The sequence below is a fragment of the Pantoea sp. S61 genome (genome assembly GCF_016625145.1).
Classification (GTDB): domain Bacteria; phylum Pseudomonadota; class Gammaproteobacteria; order Enterobacterales; family Enterobacteriaceae; genus Pantoea; species Pantoea rwandensis_B.
Window position 1 is genome coordinate 244590 of the sequence record NZ_JACVUO010000006.1, and the last position, 15715, is coordinate 260304.

Here is a 15715-nt window from a genome sequence, read left to right on the forward strand (position 1 = left end):
GAAGGAGGTTTATATGTCTCAAGGTACCGTGTTTACCAATAATCGTACGCAAAACGTGCGTATTCCTGCTGACATGCGCTTTCCAGACAACGTGAAAAATGTCACGGTGCGTGCGATTGGCAAAGAGCGCATTCTCACACCAATAGAAAACGCCTGGGATAGCTTTTTCCTCGATGGCCCCAGCGTAAGCGATGATTTTATGAATGAACGTGCGTCACAGGAGCAATCTGACAGGGAAGATTTTTAATGCATCGCTACATGCTGGATACCAACATCGTCATCTATGTCATTAAACGCCGCCCGATTGAGGTTCTTGAACGCTTTAATGCCAACGTCGGGCGCATGGTCATCTCATCGATTACGCTTGCTGAACTCGTTCATGGTGCGGAGAAAAGTGCTTTTCCTGAAAGGAATCTACGCACGGTTGAAGACTTTATTTCCCGTCTGGACGTGCTCAGTTACGATCAAAAGGCAGCATTTCATTACGGCTCGATCCGCGCTGAGCTTGAAAAGAAAGGCACCCCCATTGGTCTGAATGATTTGCACATCGCTGCACATGCGAGAAGTGAAGCGCTAACACTCATTACCAACAACCTGCGCGAATTTTCACGGGTGAACGGGTTAATCAGCGACAACTGGCTTTAATACAACGGTACTCTCCATGAACTCGCAAAACGCCACCGTGCGCTGGCAGCTGTGGATCGTCGCCTTCGGCTTCTTTATGCAGGCGCTGGATACCACCATCGTGAATACCGCCATCCCTTCGATGGCGCGCGATCTCAACGTTAGCCCACTCAACATGCATTCGGTGATCGTGTCGTATGTGCTCACGGTGGCGGTGACACTGCCGATCAGCGGCTGGCTGGCGGATCGCTTCGGCGTACGCAACATTTTCTTCTGCGCCATTGTGCTGTTCAGCATCGGATCGGTGCTGTGCGCCTTCTCCACCTCACTCGATCAACTGGTGATGGCGCGTGTGGTGCAAGGCGTGGGCGGTGCAATGATGGTGCCGGTGGGGCGTTTGACCGTAATGAAAATCGTGCCGCGCGAACAGTACATGTCGGCGATGACTTTTGTCACCACGCCCGGGCAAATCGGTCCGCTGCTTGGCCCGGCGCTGGGTGGGATTTTGGTGCAGTACGCCAGCTGGCACTGGATTTTCCTGATTAACATTCCGGTGGGCATTATCGGCGCGATTGCCACCCTGATGCTGATGCCGAATTACACCATGCAAACCAAGCGCTTTGATTTCCTCGGCTTTGTGCTGCTGGCGGTCGGCATGGCAACGTTGACGCTGGCGCTCGACGGCCAACGCAGCACCGGCGGTTCCCCGCTGCTGCTCGGCCTGTTGATTCTGGTTGGTGTGTTCTCCCTGCTGTTCTACCTGATGCACGGCCGCAATAACGACAATGCGCTGTTTAGTCTCAAGCTGTTCGACAACCGTATTTATTCGATTGGCCTGCTCGGCAGCTTCACCGGCCGTATCGGTAGCGGCATGCTGCCGTTTATGACCCCGATCTTTCTGCAGGTGGGCCTCGGCTACAGCCCATTCCACGCCGGATTGATGATGATCCCGATGGTGCTGGGCAACATGGGCACCAAACGCGTGGTGGTGCGCATCGTCAATCTGTTCGGCTACCGTAATGCGCTGGTCGGGGCGACAGTCGCGCTAGCGCTGGTGGTATTGCTGTTCCCGGCAGTGGCACTGCTCGGTTGGGTGTGGATGCTGCCGGTGGTTCTGCTACTGCAAGGAATGGTGAATGCCATCCGCTTCTCCTCTATGAATACCTTAACGCTGAAAGAGTTGCCGGATGATTTGGCCTCCAGCGGCAACAGCCTGCTCTCGATGATCATGCAGCTGTCGATGAGTATTGGCGTCACGGTGGCCGGTTTACTGCTGGGTGCCTTCGCACACGGTGCCGTGACCAACAGCGCCGCCGCGCATCAAACCTTTATTTATACCTATCTATGCATGGCGTTAGTGATTGTGCTGCCGGCACTGGTGTTCTGGCGCGTACCCAAAGATGTGAGTAAGAACGTGGATCTCAGAGGCAGGAGAAAAGCATGAAGCAGCCGGTGAAACTCGGCATTGGCGCCAAGCTGTTTGTGGCGATATTTTCCACCTGCATGCTGGTGATCATCACCATGCACTGGGGCGTGCGCCTCAGCTTTGAGCATGGCTTTGTCGATTACATCAAAAAGGGCAATGAGCAACGCTTAACCCTGCTGAGCGATGCACTGGCGGATCAGTACGAGCAGCATGGCGACTGGGATTTCCTGCGGAACAACGATCGGCTGATTTTCACCATTCTGCGTTCGATGGAACAAAATCCCGGCAGCAGTACGCAGCTACCGCCACACGGCTGGCGCACTCAATTCTGGATTATTGATCAGCAGTATAAAGTGTTGTCCGGGCCGCACTCGCCGGTGCCGCCGGAAGGCACCCGTCGCAACATCACCACCAGCACGGGCAAAGTGGTGGGTTGGGTGATCGCCTCGCCCGCTGAGCGGTTAACACGCAGCACCGATATCAACTTTGATCTGCAGCAGCGACGTACCAGCTGGATGATCGTCACGCTCACCACGCTGCTGGCGGCGCTGGTCACCTGGCTGCTGGCGCGTGGCTTGCTGGCCCCGGTGAAACGGCTGGTGGATGGCACCCACGAGCTGGCGGCAGGTAAATTTTCCACACGTGTGGAAGTGGGCAGCAGTGATGAAATCGGCCAGCTGGCGCGCGATTTTAACCAGCTCGCCAGTTCGCTGGAAAAAAACGAGAGTAACCGCCGCGCTTTTATGGCCGATATCTCCCACGAACTGCGCACGCCGCTGGCGATCATGCGCGGTGAGCTGGAAGCGATGCAGGATGGTGTGCGCAAGCTGACGCCGGAAGCCATCACCTCACTGCAGAGCGAAGTGGTGGTGCTGACCAAACTGGTGGACGATCTGCATCAGCTGTCGCTGTCTGACGCGGGCGCCCTCGCCTATCGTAAACAGCCGGTGGATGTGGTGAATCTGTTGGAAGTGGTGGCAGGCAGTTTCGGCGAGCGCTATCGCAGCCGGGAGTTGACGCTCACTCTCGCACTGCCGCCCAAAGCGGAAAGCTTTGGCGATCCCGATCGTTTAATGCAGTTATTCACGAATCTGCTGGAGAATAGCCTGCGTTACACAGATGCCGGTGGCGAAGTACGGGTCAGCCTGCAGCAACACGGCAAATACTGGCAGTTACGCTTTGCGGATAGCGCGCCTGGCGTGGACGCTGAGCATCAGGCACATCTTTTTGAGCGTTTTTTCCGCGCTGAAAGTTCACGCAATCGCGCCAGCGGCGGCTCTGGATTGGGTCTGGCGATCTGTAAAAACATTGTTGAAGCACACAGCGGCAGCATTTCTGCGGATCACTCTGATTTAGGTGGGCTGCAAATCGCGCTAAACTTGCCGTATGTTCCTCACCAGAAATAGCTTATGAGCCCGGATAATCACGATCCACTGATCCTTGTTGTTGAAGATGAACCCAAACTGGCGCAGCTGATGATTGATTATCTGCAGGCGTCCAACTATCGCACTCACCATATTGCGGATGGCAATGAGGTGCTGAGCTATGTGCAGCACTCGCCGCCGGATTTGATGCTGCTGGATTTGATGCTGCCGGGCCGTGATGGCTTGACGCTGTGCCGCGAGATACGCCGTTTCTCTGAGCTGCCGATCATCATGGTCACCGCGCGCACCGAGGAAATTGACCGCTTGCTGGGGCTGGAGATTGGCGCAGACGATTACATCTGCAAGCCTTTCAGCCCGCGTGAAGTGGTGGCGCGTGTGAAAACCATTCTGCGCCGCGTGAAACGTTCGCCGGAAGAGGCGCAACTCGCCTCGCATCTGCTGATTGATGAAGGACGTTTTCAGGCCAGCTGGCGTGAACAGCAACTGGAACTGACCCCTGCTGAATTCCGCTTGCTGAAAACCCTGGCGCTGGAGCCGGGTAAAGTGTTCTCGCGCGAACAGTTGCTGAACCATCTTTATGACGATTATCGCGTGGTCACCGACCGTACTATCGATAGCCATATCAAGAACCTGCGTCGTAAGCTGGAAAACCTCGATGCGGAACAGCCGTTTATTCGCGCGGTGTACGGCATGGGTTATCGCTGGGAAGCGGACGTCTGTCGCCTGATGTAGCGGTTAGCTTGATGTAGATCAATTTACTTCAGCGGCGGCCCTGCCTACAATTCCCCACCTTTTGCAGGGCCGTTTGATGCGGCTCGTGCACCTGCCATCGCCGATGGCATGCTGACCTGACATCAGTGAGATTTCCCTCCATGTTTAAACCCGAACTCCTTTCTCCAGCGGGATCGCTGAAGAATATGCGCTATGCCTTTGCCTACGGCGCTGACGCGGTGTATGCCGGTCAACCGCGCTACAGCCTGCGCGTACGCAACAATGAATTCACCCACGAAGTACTGGCCAAAGGCATTGAAGAAGCCCACCAGTTGGGCAAGAAATTCTACGTGGTGGTGAACATCGCGCCGCATAACGCCAAGCTGAAAACCTTTATCCGCGACCTGACACCAGTGGTGGAGATGCAGCCCGATGCGTTGATCATGTCCGATCCCGGCCTGATTATGCTGGTGCGCGAAGCCTTTCCTGAGATGCCGATTCATCTGTCAGTGCAGGCGAATGCGGTGAACTGGGCAACCGTGAAGTTCTGGCAGCAGATGGGACTGACCCGCGTGATCTTGTCGCGCGAGCTGTCGCTGGATGAGATCGCAGAAATTCGCCAGCAGGTGCCAGAGATGGAGATCGAGATCTTCGTGCACGGCGCGCTGTGCATGGCCTATTCCGGCCGCTGCCTGCTGTCGGGTTATCTCAACAAGCGCGATCCTAATCAGGGCACCTGCACCAACGCCTGCCGCTGGGAATATAAAGTAGAAGAAGGCAAACAGGATGAGGTGGGCAATATTGTCGGTTTCCATCAGCCGGTTGAGGTGCAGGAGCCCACGCTGGGCGTTGGCGCGACGACCGACCGCGTATTTTTATTAGAAGAGAAGATGAAGCCCGGTGAAGTGATGAGTGCCTTTGAAGATGAGCACGGCACTTACATCATGAACTCAAAGGATTTGCGCGCGGTGGCCCACGTCGAGCGCCTGAGCCAGATGGGCGTGCATTCATTAAAAATTGAAGGCCGTACCAAATCTTTCTATTACTGTGCTCGCACCGCGCAGGTATATCGTCGCGCCATCGATGATGCGGCAGCCGGTAAGCCGTTCGATCCGGCGCTGCTGGAGACGCTGGAAGGTCTGGCGCATCGCGGCTATACCGAGGGTTTCCTGCGTCGTCATACTCATGACAGTTATCAGAACTATGAGCAGGGTTTCTCCGTTTCCGAACGCCAGCAGTTTGTCGGGGAATTTACCGGTGAGCGTCGCGGTGACTGGGCGCAGATCGCGGTGAAGAATAAGTTTCTGCTCGGGGATTCCGTGGAGATCATGACGCCGCAGGGCAATCTGAACTGTACGCTGGAATCGATGCAAAATGATAAAGGCGCGGCGGTGGAGGTGGCACCGGGCGATGGGCATCGCGTGTGGATCCCAGTACCGGAATCGGTGGATCTGGCCTTTGCCTTATTGATGCGTAATTTTACTGATGGCAACAACACCTATGATCCGCACGGAAAAAAGCGCACATAATGAAAAGAAAGGCGCGAAGTTAGAACAGGATCACAGACCGCCGCTGCGCCTCGCTTTAGAATCCCGCCTGCTGCTAACGAGTAACAATAAACAGCAGGTAGTACCAGGAACCACCTCATTCACCCGCCCGGCTCCCCCGTGCGGGTTTTCTTTTTTTCATCGCCCGCCGATAAAGTTCCCCGTCCAGCTATGCTATAACCACTGCATCGTATTTCGCCTCAAGGAACTGATTATGCAAAACAAACCACTGACGCTGCTGATCCTCAATGGAAAAGGCGCGGGCAATGAAGATTTGCGTGCGGCGGTTAATACGCTGCGTGAGGAAGGCTTTAATCTGGCGGTGCGCGTGACCTGGGAAAAGGGCGACGGCGACCGTTACGTGCAGGAAGCGGTGGCGTTGCAGGCTGAAACCGTGGTCGCCGGTGGCGGCGATGGCACCATCAATGAGATCGCCACGGCGCTGGCGGCGGTGGCTGCAGAGCAGCGTCCGGCGCTGGGTATTCTGCCGCTTGGCACGGCCAATGATTTCGCCACCAGCGTCGGTATTCCAGCGGAGATGGAACCTGCACTGCGTCTGGCGGTGTTGGGCAAAGCCAGCGCGATTGATTTGGCGCGCGTGAATGGCGATCGCTATTTTATCAATATGGCGACCGGCGGCTTTGGCACGCGTATCACCACGGAGACGCCGGAGAAATTGAAATCGGCTTTGGGCGGCGTGTCGTACTTTATTCACGGTTTGATGCGGGTGGATGCGCTGAAGCCGGATAGTTGTGAGATCAGCGGACCGGGCTTTGCGTGGCAAGGCGATGCATTGGTGATCGGCATTGGTAATGGTCGTCAGGCGGGTGGCGGGCAGAAGTTGTGTCCGGATGCGTTGATCAATGATGGGCAGCTGAATCTGAGCATTGTGACCGCGCAGGAGCTGTTGCCAACGCTACTGCATTCGCTGACGCGCAATGATGAGAACCCGAATATTGTCTCGGCGCAGTTGCAATCGCTACGCATTCGCTCCCCGCATGAGATGACGTTTAATCTGGATGGCGAGCCGCTGACCGGTAGTGAATTTGAAATTGAAGTGATGCCCGGCGCGCTGAGCTGCCGTCTGCCGCCGCAGTGCCCACTGCTGGCGTGATGTTTGTCAGTTGAGAGGCAGGTGATAAGAGCGGGTTGGTTGCCGGGGATGACGCAGTCTGTAGAGCTGGTGGTGATGGATTTTAGGGGGCCCGTGGTGTCGCCGTCTGGGGGCCGTTCTGGGCCTGGCGGTCCTCGCGCCGCTGACGCGGTACCTTCACTTCACTCGTCAGCCTGACGGACCGGCGCAGACGGAACATCCCTGTTCCGGCTGCGCCTTTCGCCAGCATCCATGCTGGCTCTCCTGGCTTCCTCATTCCGTTCAGCGCTGCGAAGTGCCTGCCCCAGAACGGCCCCCAGCCTGCTTTGAAGCTTCAGTGCGTGTTGTGAAAAAGGGCACGATAGTGGAGGCCAGGGCCAGCACATCAGCACATCAGCACATCAGCACATCAGCACATCAGTATTTTCGCCAAACAAAATGCCGCCACTTTTGACAGTGGCAGCATTTGCGAGTAAAGCCTTAATTGACCAGCACTCCCCCTGGCCTGCTGATTAGCTCATGTGCGGTTTAGAGCATGAGCCTAACTAATGGCCGTTACACCTTCATCCAACGGCGCTCGACGGCGGACACCGCGACCGCTTCCAGTACTTTCTGTACCTGCAAGCCTTCGGCAAAATCAGGCCACATGCGATCGCCTGCCGCGATACCGTTGATTAAATCGCGGATCTCGACGGTTTTCTGATCGTTAAAACCAATACCGTGGCCCGCTGATACGCAGAAGTTGGCGTAATCGGGATGGGCCGGGCCGGTCAGAATGGTTTTGAAGCCCTGACGTCCAGCGGGTTCATCATGGATATACAGCTCAAGCTCGGCCATACGCTCCTGAGTGTAGCGCAGGGTGCCTTTGGTGCCAGTGACCACATAGGTCAGGCCCATTTTGCTGCCGCAGGCGATGCGTGAGGTTTCAAACACACCGTGCGCACCGTTTTTAAAGCGCAGCAGCGCGCTGGCCTGATCTTCGTTCTCAACTGGCAACAAACGTGAATGATCTTTCGGATCGGGACGCTGTTTAATCACCGTCATCATATCGCCGCTGACTTCTTCGATATCCCCGACCAGATAGTGCGCCATATTGACGATATGCGCCGCCAGATCGCCCAGCGCACCTAAACCGGCCAGCGCTTTCTGGCAGTGCCAGTCGAGCGGTGTTTCCGGACGCGCCAGATAATCTTCATTATGTGTACCGTAGAAATGGATCACGTCACCAATCTCACCGCGCGCAATGATTTCACGCGCCAGCTGGCTGGTGGGGTTTTTCATGTAGTTGAAGCCCACCAGGGTTTTAACGCCTGCCTGCTGCGCGGCCTGCACCATCTCTTCTGCATCGGCCACGGACAGGGAGAGCGGTTTTTCCGAGTAAACGTGTTTGCCGTTACGAATCGCTTCCAGCGCCATCTCTTTGTGCAGGAAGTTCGGCGCGCAGATATCGACCACATCAATGTTGGGATCGCGTACCAGCTCATGCCAGTCGCCGGTTGAACGGGCAAAGCCAAAGGTTGCCGCCTGTTTCGCGGCCAGTTCCGGGTTCACCTCTGCCAGCATTTCCCGCACGATTTCACCTTTCAGTGCGAAAACAGTGGGGGCCTGCGCGTAAGCAATGGCGTGACAACGACCAATGTAACCACTGCCGATCATACCGATTCTGACTTTGTTCATGCTGCACCTGGAGTTGTGGGTGGGAATTGATCTGGAATATATGTTTCGCTTTTGGCCCCGACAACGACGAAATGAAATATCTGTGATCATACATGCGAGGTATTCGACAGAATCGACAAATCAGAATGTAATTTTGCATAGCATTAGTGACTTACATCACAAATAGGCCCGATATCGAGTGTGATTCGCCGCGTGAGAGGGAAGAGAAACGCAAAATTGACGCTTTATTCAGCAGTCAGTAAAAAATGTGGAAAAGGCCTTTGACAACCCAGAGCCTGCTCGTTACTATGCGCCCCGTTCCAAACGATTCCTCTGTAGTTCAGTCGGTAGAACGGCGGACTGTTAATCCGTATGTCACTGGTTCGAGTCCAGTCAGAGGAGCCAAATTCTTGAAAAGAGCAGCCTATCAGGCTGCTTTTTTTATGACCGCAATTTGGGGGCGAGCGGGTTGAATAACCGGACGACACCCTATCCAAAGTCCTTATGAGTTCAATCTGACGACCTCGGCCAAATCTGCATATCGCATCCCAGCTTTAACACCTCAGCCTGGCCTAAACATCTCAAACCCAACTCAACATCTCGATCCTGCCTGAACATTTCAAACCCAACTCACCTCCTCAATCCTGCCTGAACATTTCAAACTCAATTCACCTCCTCGATCCTGCCTGAACATCCCGAACCCAACTCTCCTCCTCAATCCTGCCTGAACATCCCGAACCTAACTCACCTCCTCAATCCTGCCTGAAGACCTTAAACTCAATCTGAACATCGCCACCCCGCTTGAAAACCGTTGGCCAGCCTAAGCATCTCAACCCAAGCTGAAAATCCCATATCCCATATCCCACATCCCACATCCCACATCCCACATCCCACTCCTCACACCTCACATCCCACATCCCACATCTCTGCATGTTCTGATTCTTGCAGCCCCACATCAAATTCCCCCCGCCGCATCTCCCAAACCCACACCGTTCTTCGCTCACCCTGCCTGCACTCTGTGACTCTCTTCACAACTCTTTAACGCCGACTTGTATGGTAGTATCAGCAAGCGTATTTTTCATTCATTGCATTCCCGTTGATGCCAAATCCAGCGATTGAGCGTGTATCTGGCAAGGAGTAAATGATGAAAAGTGTCGTAATTGAACAACCGGGTGAACTGGTGCTGGCAGAACGCGCATTGCCAGAACCTGCCGCAGGCGAAGTGCGTGTCAAAGTACAGTTTGCCAGTATCTGCGGTTCAGATGTGCACATCTGGCACGGCCACAATCCCTTCGCCAAATACCCGCGCGTGATTGGTCACGAGTTCTTCGGCTTGATCGATGCCGTCGGTGAAGGCGTGGATGCCGCGCGTATCGGTGAGCGTGTCGCGGTGGATCCGGTGGTGAGTTGCGGACACTGCTACCCTTGCTCCATCGGTCGCCCGAACGTCTGCAAAGAATTGCAGGTGATCGGTGTGCATCGTGACGGCGGTTTCAGCGAGTTCGCGGTGGCACCAGCGAAGAACGCATTCGCTCTGCCGGCTTCCATTCCCGACAAACTGGCCAGCCTGGTGGAGCCCTTCACCATCGCGGCGAACATTACCGCCTTCCTTAAGCCGCAGGTCAATGACGTAGCGCTGATTTACGGCGCAGGCCCGATGGGCTTAACCGCGATTCAGGTGCTGAAAGGCGTCTACGGCGTAGAAAAAGTGCTGGTGGTGGATCGCCTGCCGGAACGTCTGGCGCTGGCGCAAGCAAATGGCGCCGATCAGGTGTTCAATAACAGCGACATTCCGCTGGCTGCACAACTTGAAGGTGTGCAGCCCACACTGATCATTGATGCCGCCTGCCATCCCACCATCCTGGCCGAAGCCGCTGCCCTCGCCTCTCCGGCGGCGCGTATTGGCCTGCTGGGCTTCTCTGGTGAACCTTGCAGCATTACGCAGCAGGCATTAACCAGCAAAGAGCTGTCGCTGTTCACTTCGCGTCTTAATAGCCATCGCTTCCCGCAGGTGATTGAGTGGATGGAGAAAGGTCAGATTCAGCCAGAAAAACTCGTCACGCACTATTTCCCGCTGGCGGAGATTGAACGTGCGATGACACTGTTCGAAAAAGATCCGCGCACTTGCTGCAAAGTGATTCTGCACATGGGTTAAGTTAATCTTCACACCTGGTGTCCTTAATCCGGTGCGTACCTGCCGGCCAATATAATAATCCTCTCAATGCTTCAGGCTGTATCAAGGTGGCCAGTGATTAAGCCCCCAGACGCTTACAACGAAAAGTGAATGGGGTGCAATCACGCAGCCAACTTAAAGACAGATTGGAGCATGACGGGGAAACGGAGTTTCTATGTTAAAGAATCTACGCTGGACCCTCGTACTGCTGTTGTTCCTGGTTTATATGATCAACTACCTCGATCGTATTGCCCTTTCTCTGACTGTACCACTGGTAGAAAAAGACCTGATGATCAACGCCGAACAGTTCGGCATGATTTTCGGTAGTTTCTTCTTTGGCTACGCGCTGTTTAACTTTATCGGTGGCCTGGCGACCGATAAATTCGGCCCCACCATCGTGCTCGGCACCGCTGTCGGTATGTGGTCGCTGTTCTGCGGGATGACCGCACTGGCGACCGGCTTCTGGTCGATGATGATTCTGCGCGTGCTGTTCGGCATGGCGGAAGGCCCGATCTGCGCCTCGGCTAACAAAGCGATTAACGGCTGGTTCCCGAAAAAACAGGCGGCTACCGCGATGGGCTTGCTGAGTGCCGGTTCACCGTTGGGGGGCGCGGTAGCCGGTCCGATTGTCGGTTATCTGGCCTTGTCATTCGGCTGGCGTCCGGCGTTCGTGGTGATCTGCCTGATTGGTCTGGTGTGGATGTGCCTGTGGTTCTACTTCGCCGCAGATAATCCCGCGCGCAGCAAAAAAGTCTCTGAGCAAGAGCGCGCACTGGTCGAAAAACTGAAAGCGGAAGAACCGGCTGATGTCATCGATCCGACCGGCAAAGCGCACGGCATGGGCTACTACCTGCGTCAGCCGATTATCCTGGTGACCGCTTTTGCCTTCTTCTGCTACAACTACATTCTGTTCTTCTTCCTGAGCTGGTTCCCGGCCTATCTGGTGCAGGCGCACGGTCTGGACATCAAATCCATGAGTATCACCACCATGATCCCGTGGATTGTCGGCTTCGTCGGCCTGGCATTGGGCGGCTGGATCTCAGATAAGATATTCAACATCACGGGCAAGCTGCTGCTGTCGCGCAAAATCGTGCTGGTGGTCTCGCTGCTGGCTGCCGCGATCTGCGTGGCACTGGCGGGAACGATTAAAGAGGTCAATTCGGCGGTGATCATGATGTCGATCTCCATCTTCTTCCTCTACATCACCGGTGCGATTTACTGGGCGATTATTCAGGATGTGGTGCACAAAAGCCGTGTCGGCAGCATCAGTGGCTTTATCCATCTGATTGGCAGCCTGTCCGGGATTGTTGGACCGATTGTCACGGGCTATATCGTGCAGCACACCGGCAAATTCGATAGCGCCTTTATTCTGGCGGGCTGTGTCGCCGGGATTGGTGCGATGTTAGTGCTGTTTGTGATTCGTAGCCCAAAGACCATAGATAAACCGGTGTCCGCATAACAGATTGACCATAATGGGGCGCTCAGCGCCCCGTTTGCTAAAAGGAAAACGCATGTTAGAGCTTGATCGCCTTCCCGCCGACGTCCAACGTCCCGCTTATGACCGCAGCCAGTTGAAAACCCGCATGGTGCACATCGGCTTTGGTGCTTTTCACCGTGCGCATCAGGCGCTCGCCACCGATAAACTGGCGGCGGAAGGCAGTGACTGGGGCTACTGCGAAGTGAATCTCAACAGCGGCGCATTGATTCAGGCGCTGCGCCAACAGGATTTGCTCTATACCCTCACCGAGATGGCCGATAGCAGCCTGCACACCCGCGTGATTGGCGTGGTGACGCAAGCGCTGCATGGCAAAGGCGACGGCATTGATGCGGTGATTGAGGCGATGAGCCAGCCCGATGTGGCGATTGTCTCGATGACGGTGACCGAGAAAGGCTATTGCTATATGCCCTCCAGCGGCAAGCTCAACCCGGATCATCCTGATATCGTGCATGACCTGGAAAACCCCACGCTGCCCCGTTCACTGCCGGGCCTGATTCTGGCGGCGATTATCCGTCGTCGCGAGCGTGGATTACCGCCGTTCAGCGTGATGTCCTGCGACAACATGCCAGAGAACGGTCACGTCACGCGCAACGTCATCACCCAGTTGGCAGAACGCCACAGCCACGAACTGGCAGAGTACATTCAAACGCACATCACCTTCCCTTCCACCATGGTGGACCGCATCGTCCCCGCGATGACTGATGCGGCGTTTGATGCGCTGGAAGCACGCTTAGGCAGCAGCGATCCGGTCGCGGTGGAAGCCGAGCCTTTCTTCCAGTGGGTGATTGAAGATAACTTCGTCAATGGCCGCCCGGCATGGGAAAACGCCGGTGCTGAGCTGGTGAGTGATGTATTGCCGTTCGAAGAGATGAAGCTGCGCATGCTCAACGGCAGCCACTCCTTCCTCGCCTATCTTGGCTTCCTCGCCGGATACGAACACATCAGCGATTGCATGGCCGACAACCACTTCCGCACGGCGGCGCGCGCGCTGATGTTGCAGGATCAGGCCCCGACACTGCGCACTCAGGGCGTGGATCTCACCGCTTATGCCGATTCGCTGATTGCACGCTACGAAAACCGCGCCATCAAGCATCGCACTTACCAGATCGCCACCGACGGCACACAGAAGCTGCCGCAGCGTCTGCTGGACAGCGTGCGCTGGCATCTGCGTAACGGCACATCTTGTGACTATCTGCTGCTCGGTGTGGCGGGCTGGATGCGTTACGTGAGCGGTGTCGATGAGCAAGGGCAGGCGATTGAGATTCGCGATCCAATGAAAGAACAACTGGCGAGTATCGTTGCGCACAGCGATGACGGTGCGCAGCGCGTCGAAGCCTTACTGCGGATACAAGCGGTGTTTGGCGATGATTTGCGTTATCAGACCGCCTTTGTCTCGCGCGTCACCGAGTTGTATAACCAGCTTAATACGCAAGGGGCACGCGCCACGGTGCAAGCCCTTGTGACGCAGGCTTAAGCGCTTTCACAAATGTGTAGCGCAGATGCAGCGTGCTGATTAGACTGAACCTTTCTCATCGGGCTGGCGTAGGCCAGCCGTAATACGGATATTGCTGCATGTCGATTGCCTATACCATAACCACCAGCGAACCCGTAAATCAGCAGATCTATCGTTATCTGCGCAAAGATATCGTGACCTGCGCCATTCATCCGGGCTCGTTGCTGTCCGAAAAGGAAGTGTCTGCGCGCTTTAATGTGTCGCGCCAGCCGGTACGTGAAGCCTTTATCAAACTGGCGGAAGCGGGCCTGGTGCAGGTGCTGCCGCAGCGCGGTACTTTCGTGCGCAAGATTTCCGCCCAGCGCGTGGCCGATGGCCGTTTTATCCGTGAAGCGGTGGAGATCGCCGTGGTGCGTCGTGCTGCGCAGGAGATCACCCCCGAGGGATTGATGGCGCTGGAACATAACTTACAGCTGCAACGCTTAGCCGCTGAACGCCACGACAGCCAGGCGTTTTTAGCGCTGGACGATGAGTTTCACCGCCTGATTGCAGAGGGGATCAACTGCCTGCTGGCGTGGGAAACGGTGGAAAACATTAAAGCCACCATGGACCGCGTGCGCTTCCTGACCCTGAGCGAAGTGTCGCCACCGGAAAGCCTGATTCAGCAGCATGAAAACATCTACCAGGCGTTAAAAGCGCAAGATGTTGAAGCGGCAGAAGCGGCGATGCGCCGTCATCTGCAGGAGATGATTTTGACCATTACGCCGATTGCTGAGCGTAATAGCGAGTGGTTTGAAGCGCCTTAGTTCCTCAGCAATTTGATGCCCTCACCCCCGCCCCTTACACACAACTAAGGGGGATACAGCAGAGCGTGAGTAAAGTGCGGTTTGCGGGTGAGTGAAAAGCGAAGTGCTGGCCAGCAAAGCGAGCTTTGCAGATAAGATTTCGTCCCAATCCTGTCATTGATACTGCGCTGGATCGGTTCCCCTCCCGCTTGCGGGAAGGGAATTGGGCATTCAATTACGCAATCGTGACATCTTTCGCCAGATAGACATCCTGAACCGCAATAATCAGTTGAACGCCTTCTTTCAGCGACTTCTTGAACGCCTTACGGCCAAGAATCAGCCCCATCCCGCCCGCACGCTTGTTGATCACCGCAGTACGCACTGATTCGGCAATGTCGGTGTCTCCGGCTGATGCGCCGCCGGAGTTGATCAATCCGGCACGGCCCATATAGCAGTTCGCCAGCTGGTAGCGCACCAGATCGATCGGGTTCTCCGTGGTCAGCTTGCTGTAGACGCGCTCGTCGGTGTGGCCAAATTTCACCGCTTTGTAGCCGCCGTTGTTCTCGGCCATTTTCTGCTTCACGATGTCTGCGCCAATGGTCGCCGCCAGATGGTTGGCCTGGCCGGTCAAATCGGCACTGGCATGGTAATCCACGCCGTCTTTCTTGAAGCCATCATTACGCAGATAGGCCCACAGCACGGTCACCATGCCCAGTTCATGCGCACGCTCAAAGGCGGCCGAGATCTCTTCAATCTGACGGCGTGACTGCTCAGAACCAAAATAGATAGTCGCGCCCACCGCGATCGCCCCCAGATTGAATGCCTGCTCAACACTGGCATACAGGGTTTGATCGTATTGGGTCGGATAGCTCAGGGTTTCGTTGTGGTTGAGTTTCACCATAAACGGAATGCGGTGCGCATAGCGGCGTGATACCGAGGCCAGCACGCCATAGGTGGACGCCACGCAGTTACAGCCCGCTTCAATCGCCAGCTCAACGATGTTCTTCGGATCAAAATAAGCCGGGTTAGCGGCGAAGGAGGCGCCCGCTGAGTGTTCAACGCCCTGATCGACCGGCAAAATCGACAGATAGCCGGTGCCGGCCAGACGACCGGTGTTGTACAGGGTTTGCATATTGCGTAATACGGCAGGAGAACGATTGTTATCGATCATCACGCGATCGACGAAATCCGCGCCCGGTAAATAAAGGCTGTCCGCTGGAATGGTCATGCAGCGATGTTGAAGAAGAGAATCCGCTTCTTTGCCCAATAACTGTACGATGTCCGTCATGATGGCTCCTGAATAAATGGCTGGAATGGAACCGGCAATGGCCGATTTGCCCCCAACAGCCTGGACCGAAATGCGC

13 protein-coding genes and 1 tRNA gene are annotated in these 15715 nt (G+C 55.6%); 12 read left to right on the forward strand and 2 right to left on the reverse strand.

The genetic code is table 11. The annotated features are described in order from the left end of the window. Window positions 1-13: 13 nt before the first annotated feature. The 7 genes from vapB to yegS all read left to right on the forward strand — a co-directional run bounded on the left by vapB (window position 14) and on the right by yegS (window position 6807). Complete coding sequence (vapB, locus tag IAE30_RS14530; protein ID WP_045815259.1) at window positions 14-247, forward strand: type II toxin-antitoxin system VapB family antitoxin; 234 nt, start codon at window positions 14-16, stop codon at window positions 245-247. After that, window positions 247-645, forward strand: a complete 399-nt coding sequence (locus tag IAE30_RS14535; protein WP_200680250.1) for a type II toxin-antitoxin system VapC family toxin — start codon at window positions 247-249, stop codon at window positions 643-645. The genes vapB and IAE30_RS14535 overlap by 1 nt, the downstream gene beginning before the upstream one ends. A 16-nt stretch (window positions 646-661) precedes the next feature. Next, entirely contained in the window at window positions 662-2068 is a 1407-nt protein-coding gene (gene mdtD, locus IAE30_RS14540) for a multidrug transporter subunit MdtD (RefSeq protein ID WP_038645910.1), read from the forward strand. Beyond that, window positions 2065-3456, forward strand: a complete 1392-nt coding sequence (baeS, locus tag IAE30_RS14545) for a two-component system sensor histidine kinase BaeS (protein WP_038645908.1) — start codon at window positions 2065-2067, stop codon at window positions 3454-3456. The genes mdtD and baeS overlap by 4 nt, the downstream gene beginning before the upstream one ends. Before the next feature lie 3 nt (window positions 3457-3459). Continuing rightward, window positions 3460-4167, forward strand: coding sequence for a two-component system response regulator BaeR (gene baeR / locus IAE30_RS14550; RefSeq protein WP_038645906.1), 708 nt, complete (start codon window positions 3460-3462; stop codon window positions 4165-4167). Window positions 4168-4307: 140 nt separating this feature from the next. Continuing rightward, entirely contained in the window at window positions 4308-5675 is a 1368-nt protein-coding gene (gene yegQ / locus IAE30_RS14555) for a tRNA 5-hydroxyuridine modification protein YegQ (RefSeq protein ID WP_200680251.1), read from the forward strand. 232 nt (window positions 5676-5907) lie between these two features. Then, window positions 5908-6807 carry a lipid kinase YegS gene (gene yegS / locus IAE30_RS14560; protein WP_045832335.1) on the forward strand — a complete coding sequence of 300 codons (900 nt, stop codon included), beginning with the start codon at window positions 5908-5910 and terminating at the stop codon, window positions 6805-6807. A gap of 534 nt (window positions 6808-7341) precedes the next feature. On the opposite strand, the gene IAE30_RS14565 is transcribed toward yegS, so the two are convergent. Beyond that, entirely contained in the window at window positions 7342-8463 is a 1122-nt protein-coding gene (locus IAE30_RS14565; RefSeq protein ID WP_045832336.1) for a Gfo/Idh/MocA family protein, read from the reverse strand. 308 nt (window positions 8464-8771) lie between these two features. Here IAE30_RS14565 and IAE30_RS14570 point away from each other — a divergent pair. From IAE30_RS14570 to IAE30_RS14590, 5 genes are all read left to right on the forward strand, one after another. After that, window positions 8772-8847, forward strand: a tRNA-Asn gene (locus IAE30_RS14570). Between the two features lie 739 nt (window positions 8848-9586). Continuing rightward, on the forward strand, window positions 9587-10597 hold the full coding sequence (locus IAE30_RS14575; protein ID WP_038645898.1) for a Zn-dependent oxidoreductase: 1011 nt from the start codon (window positions 9587-9589) through the stop codon (window positions 10595-10597). A gap of 193 nt (window positions 10598-10790) precedes the next feature. After that, the gene (locus IAE30_RS14580) at window positions 10791-12074 is read left to right on the forward strand and encodes an MFS transporter (protein ID WP_200680252.1); all 1284 of its coding nucleotides are present in this window, start codon (window positions 10791-10793) and stop codon (window positions 12072-12074) included. Between the two features lie 52 nt (window positions 12075-12126). Continuing rightward, complete coding sequence (locus IAE30_RS14585) at window positions 12127-13587, forward strand: mannitol dehydrogenase family protein (protein ID WP_200680253.1); 1461 nt, start codon at window positions 12127-12129, stop codon at window positions 13585-13587. Window positions 13588-13685: 98 nt separating this feature from the next. Continuing rightward, window positions 13686-14372, forward strand: coding sequence for a GntR family transcriptional regulator (locus IAE30_RS14590; protein WP_034824871.1), 687 nt, complete (start codon window positions 13686-13688; stop codon window positions 14370-14372). Between the two features lie 214 nt (window positions 14373-14586). Here IAE30_RS14590 and fbaB read toward each other — a convergent pair whose 3' ends face one another. Then, window positions 14587-15639, reverse strand: a complete 1053-nt coding sequence (fbaB, locus tag IAE30_RS14595) for a class I fructose-bisphosphate aldolase (RefSeq protein WP_200680254.1) — start codon at window positions 15637-15639, stop codon at window positions 14587-14589. Window positions 15640-15715 lie beyond the last annotated feature (76 nt).

Excerpts from the sequence above, each read along its gene's own strand:
- yegS (WP_045832335.1), top strand. The coding sequence starts at position 5,908 with ATGCAAAACAAACCACTGACGCTGCTGATCCTCAATGGAAAAGGCGCG.
- vapB (WP_045815259.1), top strand. The coding sequence starts at position 14 with ATGTCTCAAGGTACCGTGTTTACCAATAATCGTACGCAAAACGTGCGT.
- IAE30_RS14575 (WP_038645898.1), top strand. The coding sequence starts at position 9,587 with ATGAAAAGTGTCGTAATTGAACAACCGGGTGAACTGGTGCTGGCAGAA.
- IAE30_RS14590 (WP_034824871.1), top strand. The coding sequence starts at position 13,686 with ATGTCGATTGCCTATACCATAACCACCAGCGAACCCGTAAATCAGCAG.
- baeR (WP_038645906.1), top strand. The coding sequence starts at position 3,460 with ATGAGCCCGGATAATCACGATCCACTGATCCTTGTTGTTGAAGATGAA.
- IAE30_RS14565 (WP_045832336.1), bottom strand. The coding sequence starts at position 8,463 with ATGAACAAAGTCAGAATCGGTATGATCGGCAGTGGTTACATTGGTCGT.
- IAE30_RS14585 (WP_200680253.1), top strand. The coding sequence starts at position 12,127 with ATGTTAGAGCTTGATCGCCTTCCCGCCGACGTCCAACGTCCCGCTTAT.
- yegQ (WP_200680251.1), top strand. The coding sequence starts at position 4,308 with ATGTTTAAACCCGAACTCCTTTCTCCAGCGGGATCGCTGAAGAATATG.
- IAE30_RS14580 (WP_200680252.1), top strand. The coding sequence starts at position 10,791 with ATGTTAAAGAATCTACGCTGGACCCTCGTACTGCTGTTGTTCCTGGTT.
- fbaB (WP_200680254.1), bottom strand. The coding sequence starts at position 15,639 with ATGACGGACATCGTACAGTTATTGGGCAAAGAAGCGGATTCTCTTCTT.
- baeS (WP_038645908.1), top strand. The coding sequence starts at position 2,065 with ATGAAGCAGCCGGTGAAACTCGGCATTGGCGCCAAGCTGTTTGTGGCG.
- IAE30_RS14535 (WP_200680250.1), top strand. The coding sequence starts at position 247 with ATGCATCGCTACATGCTGGATACCAACATCGTCATCTATGTCATTAAA.
- mdtD (WP_038645910.1), top strand. The coding sequence starts at position 662 with ATGAACTCGCAAAACGCCACCGTGCGCTGGCAGCTGTGGATCGTCGCC.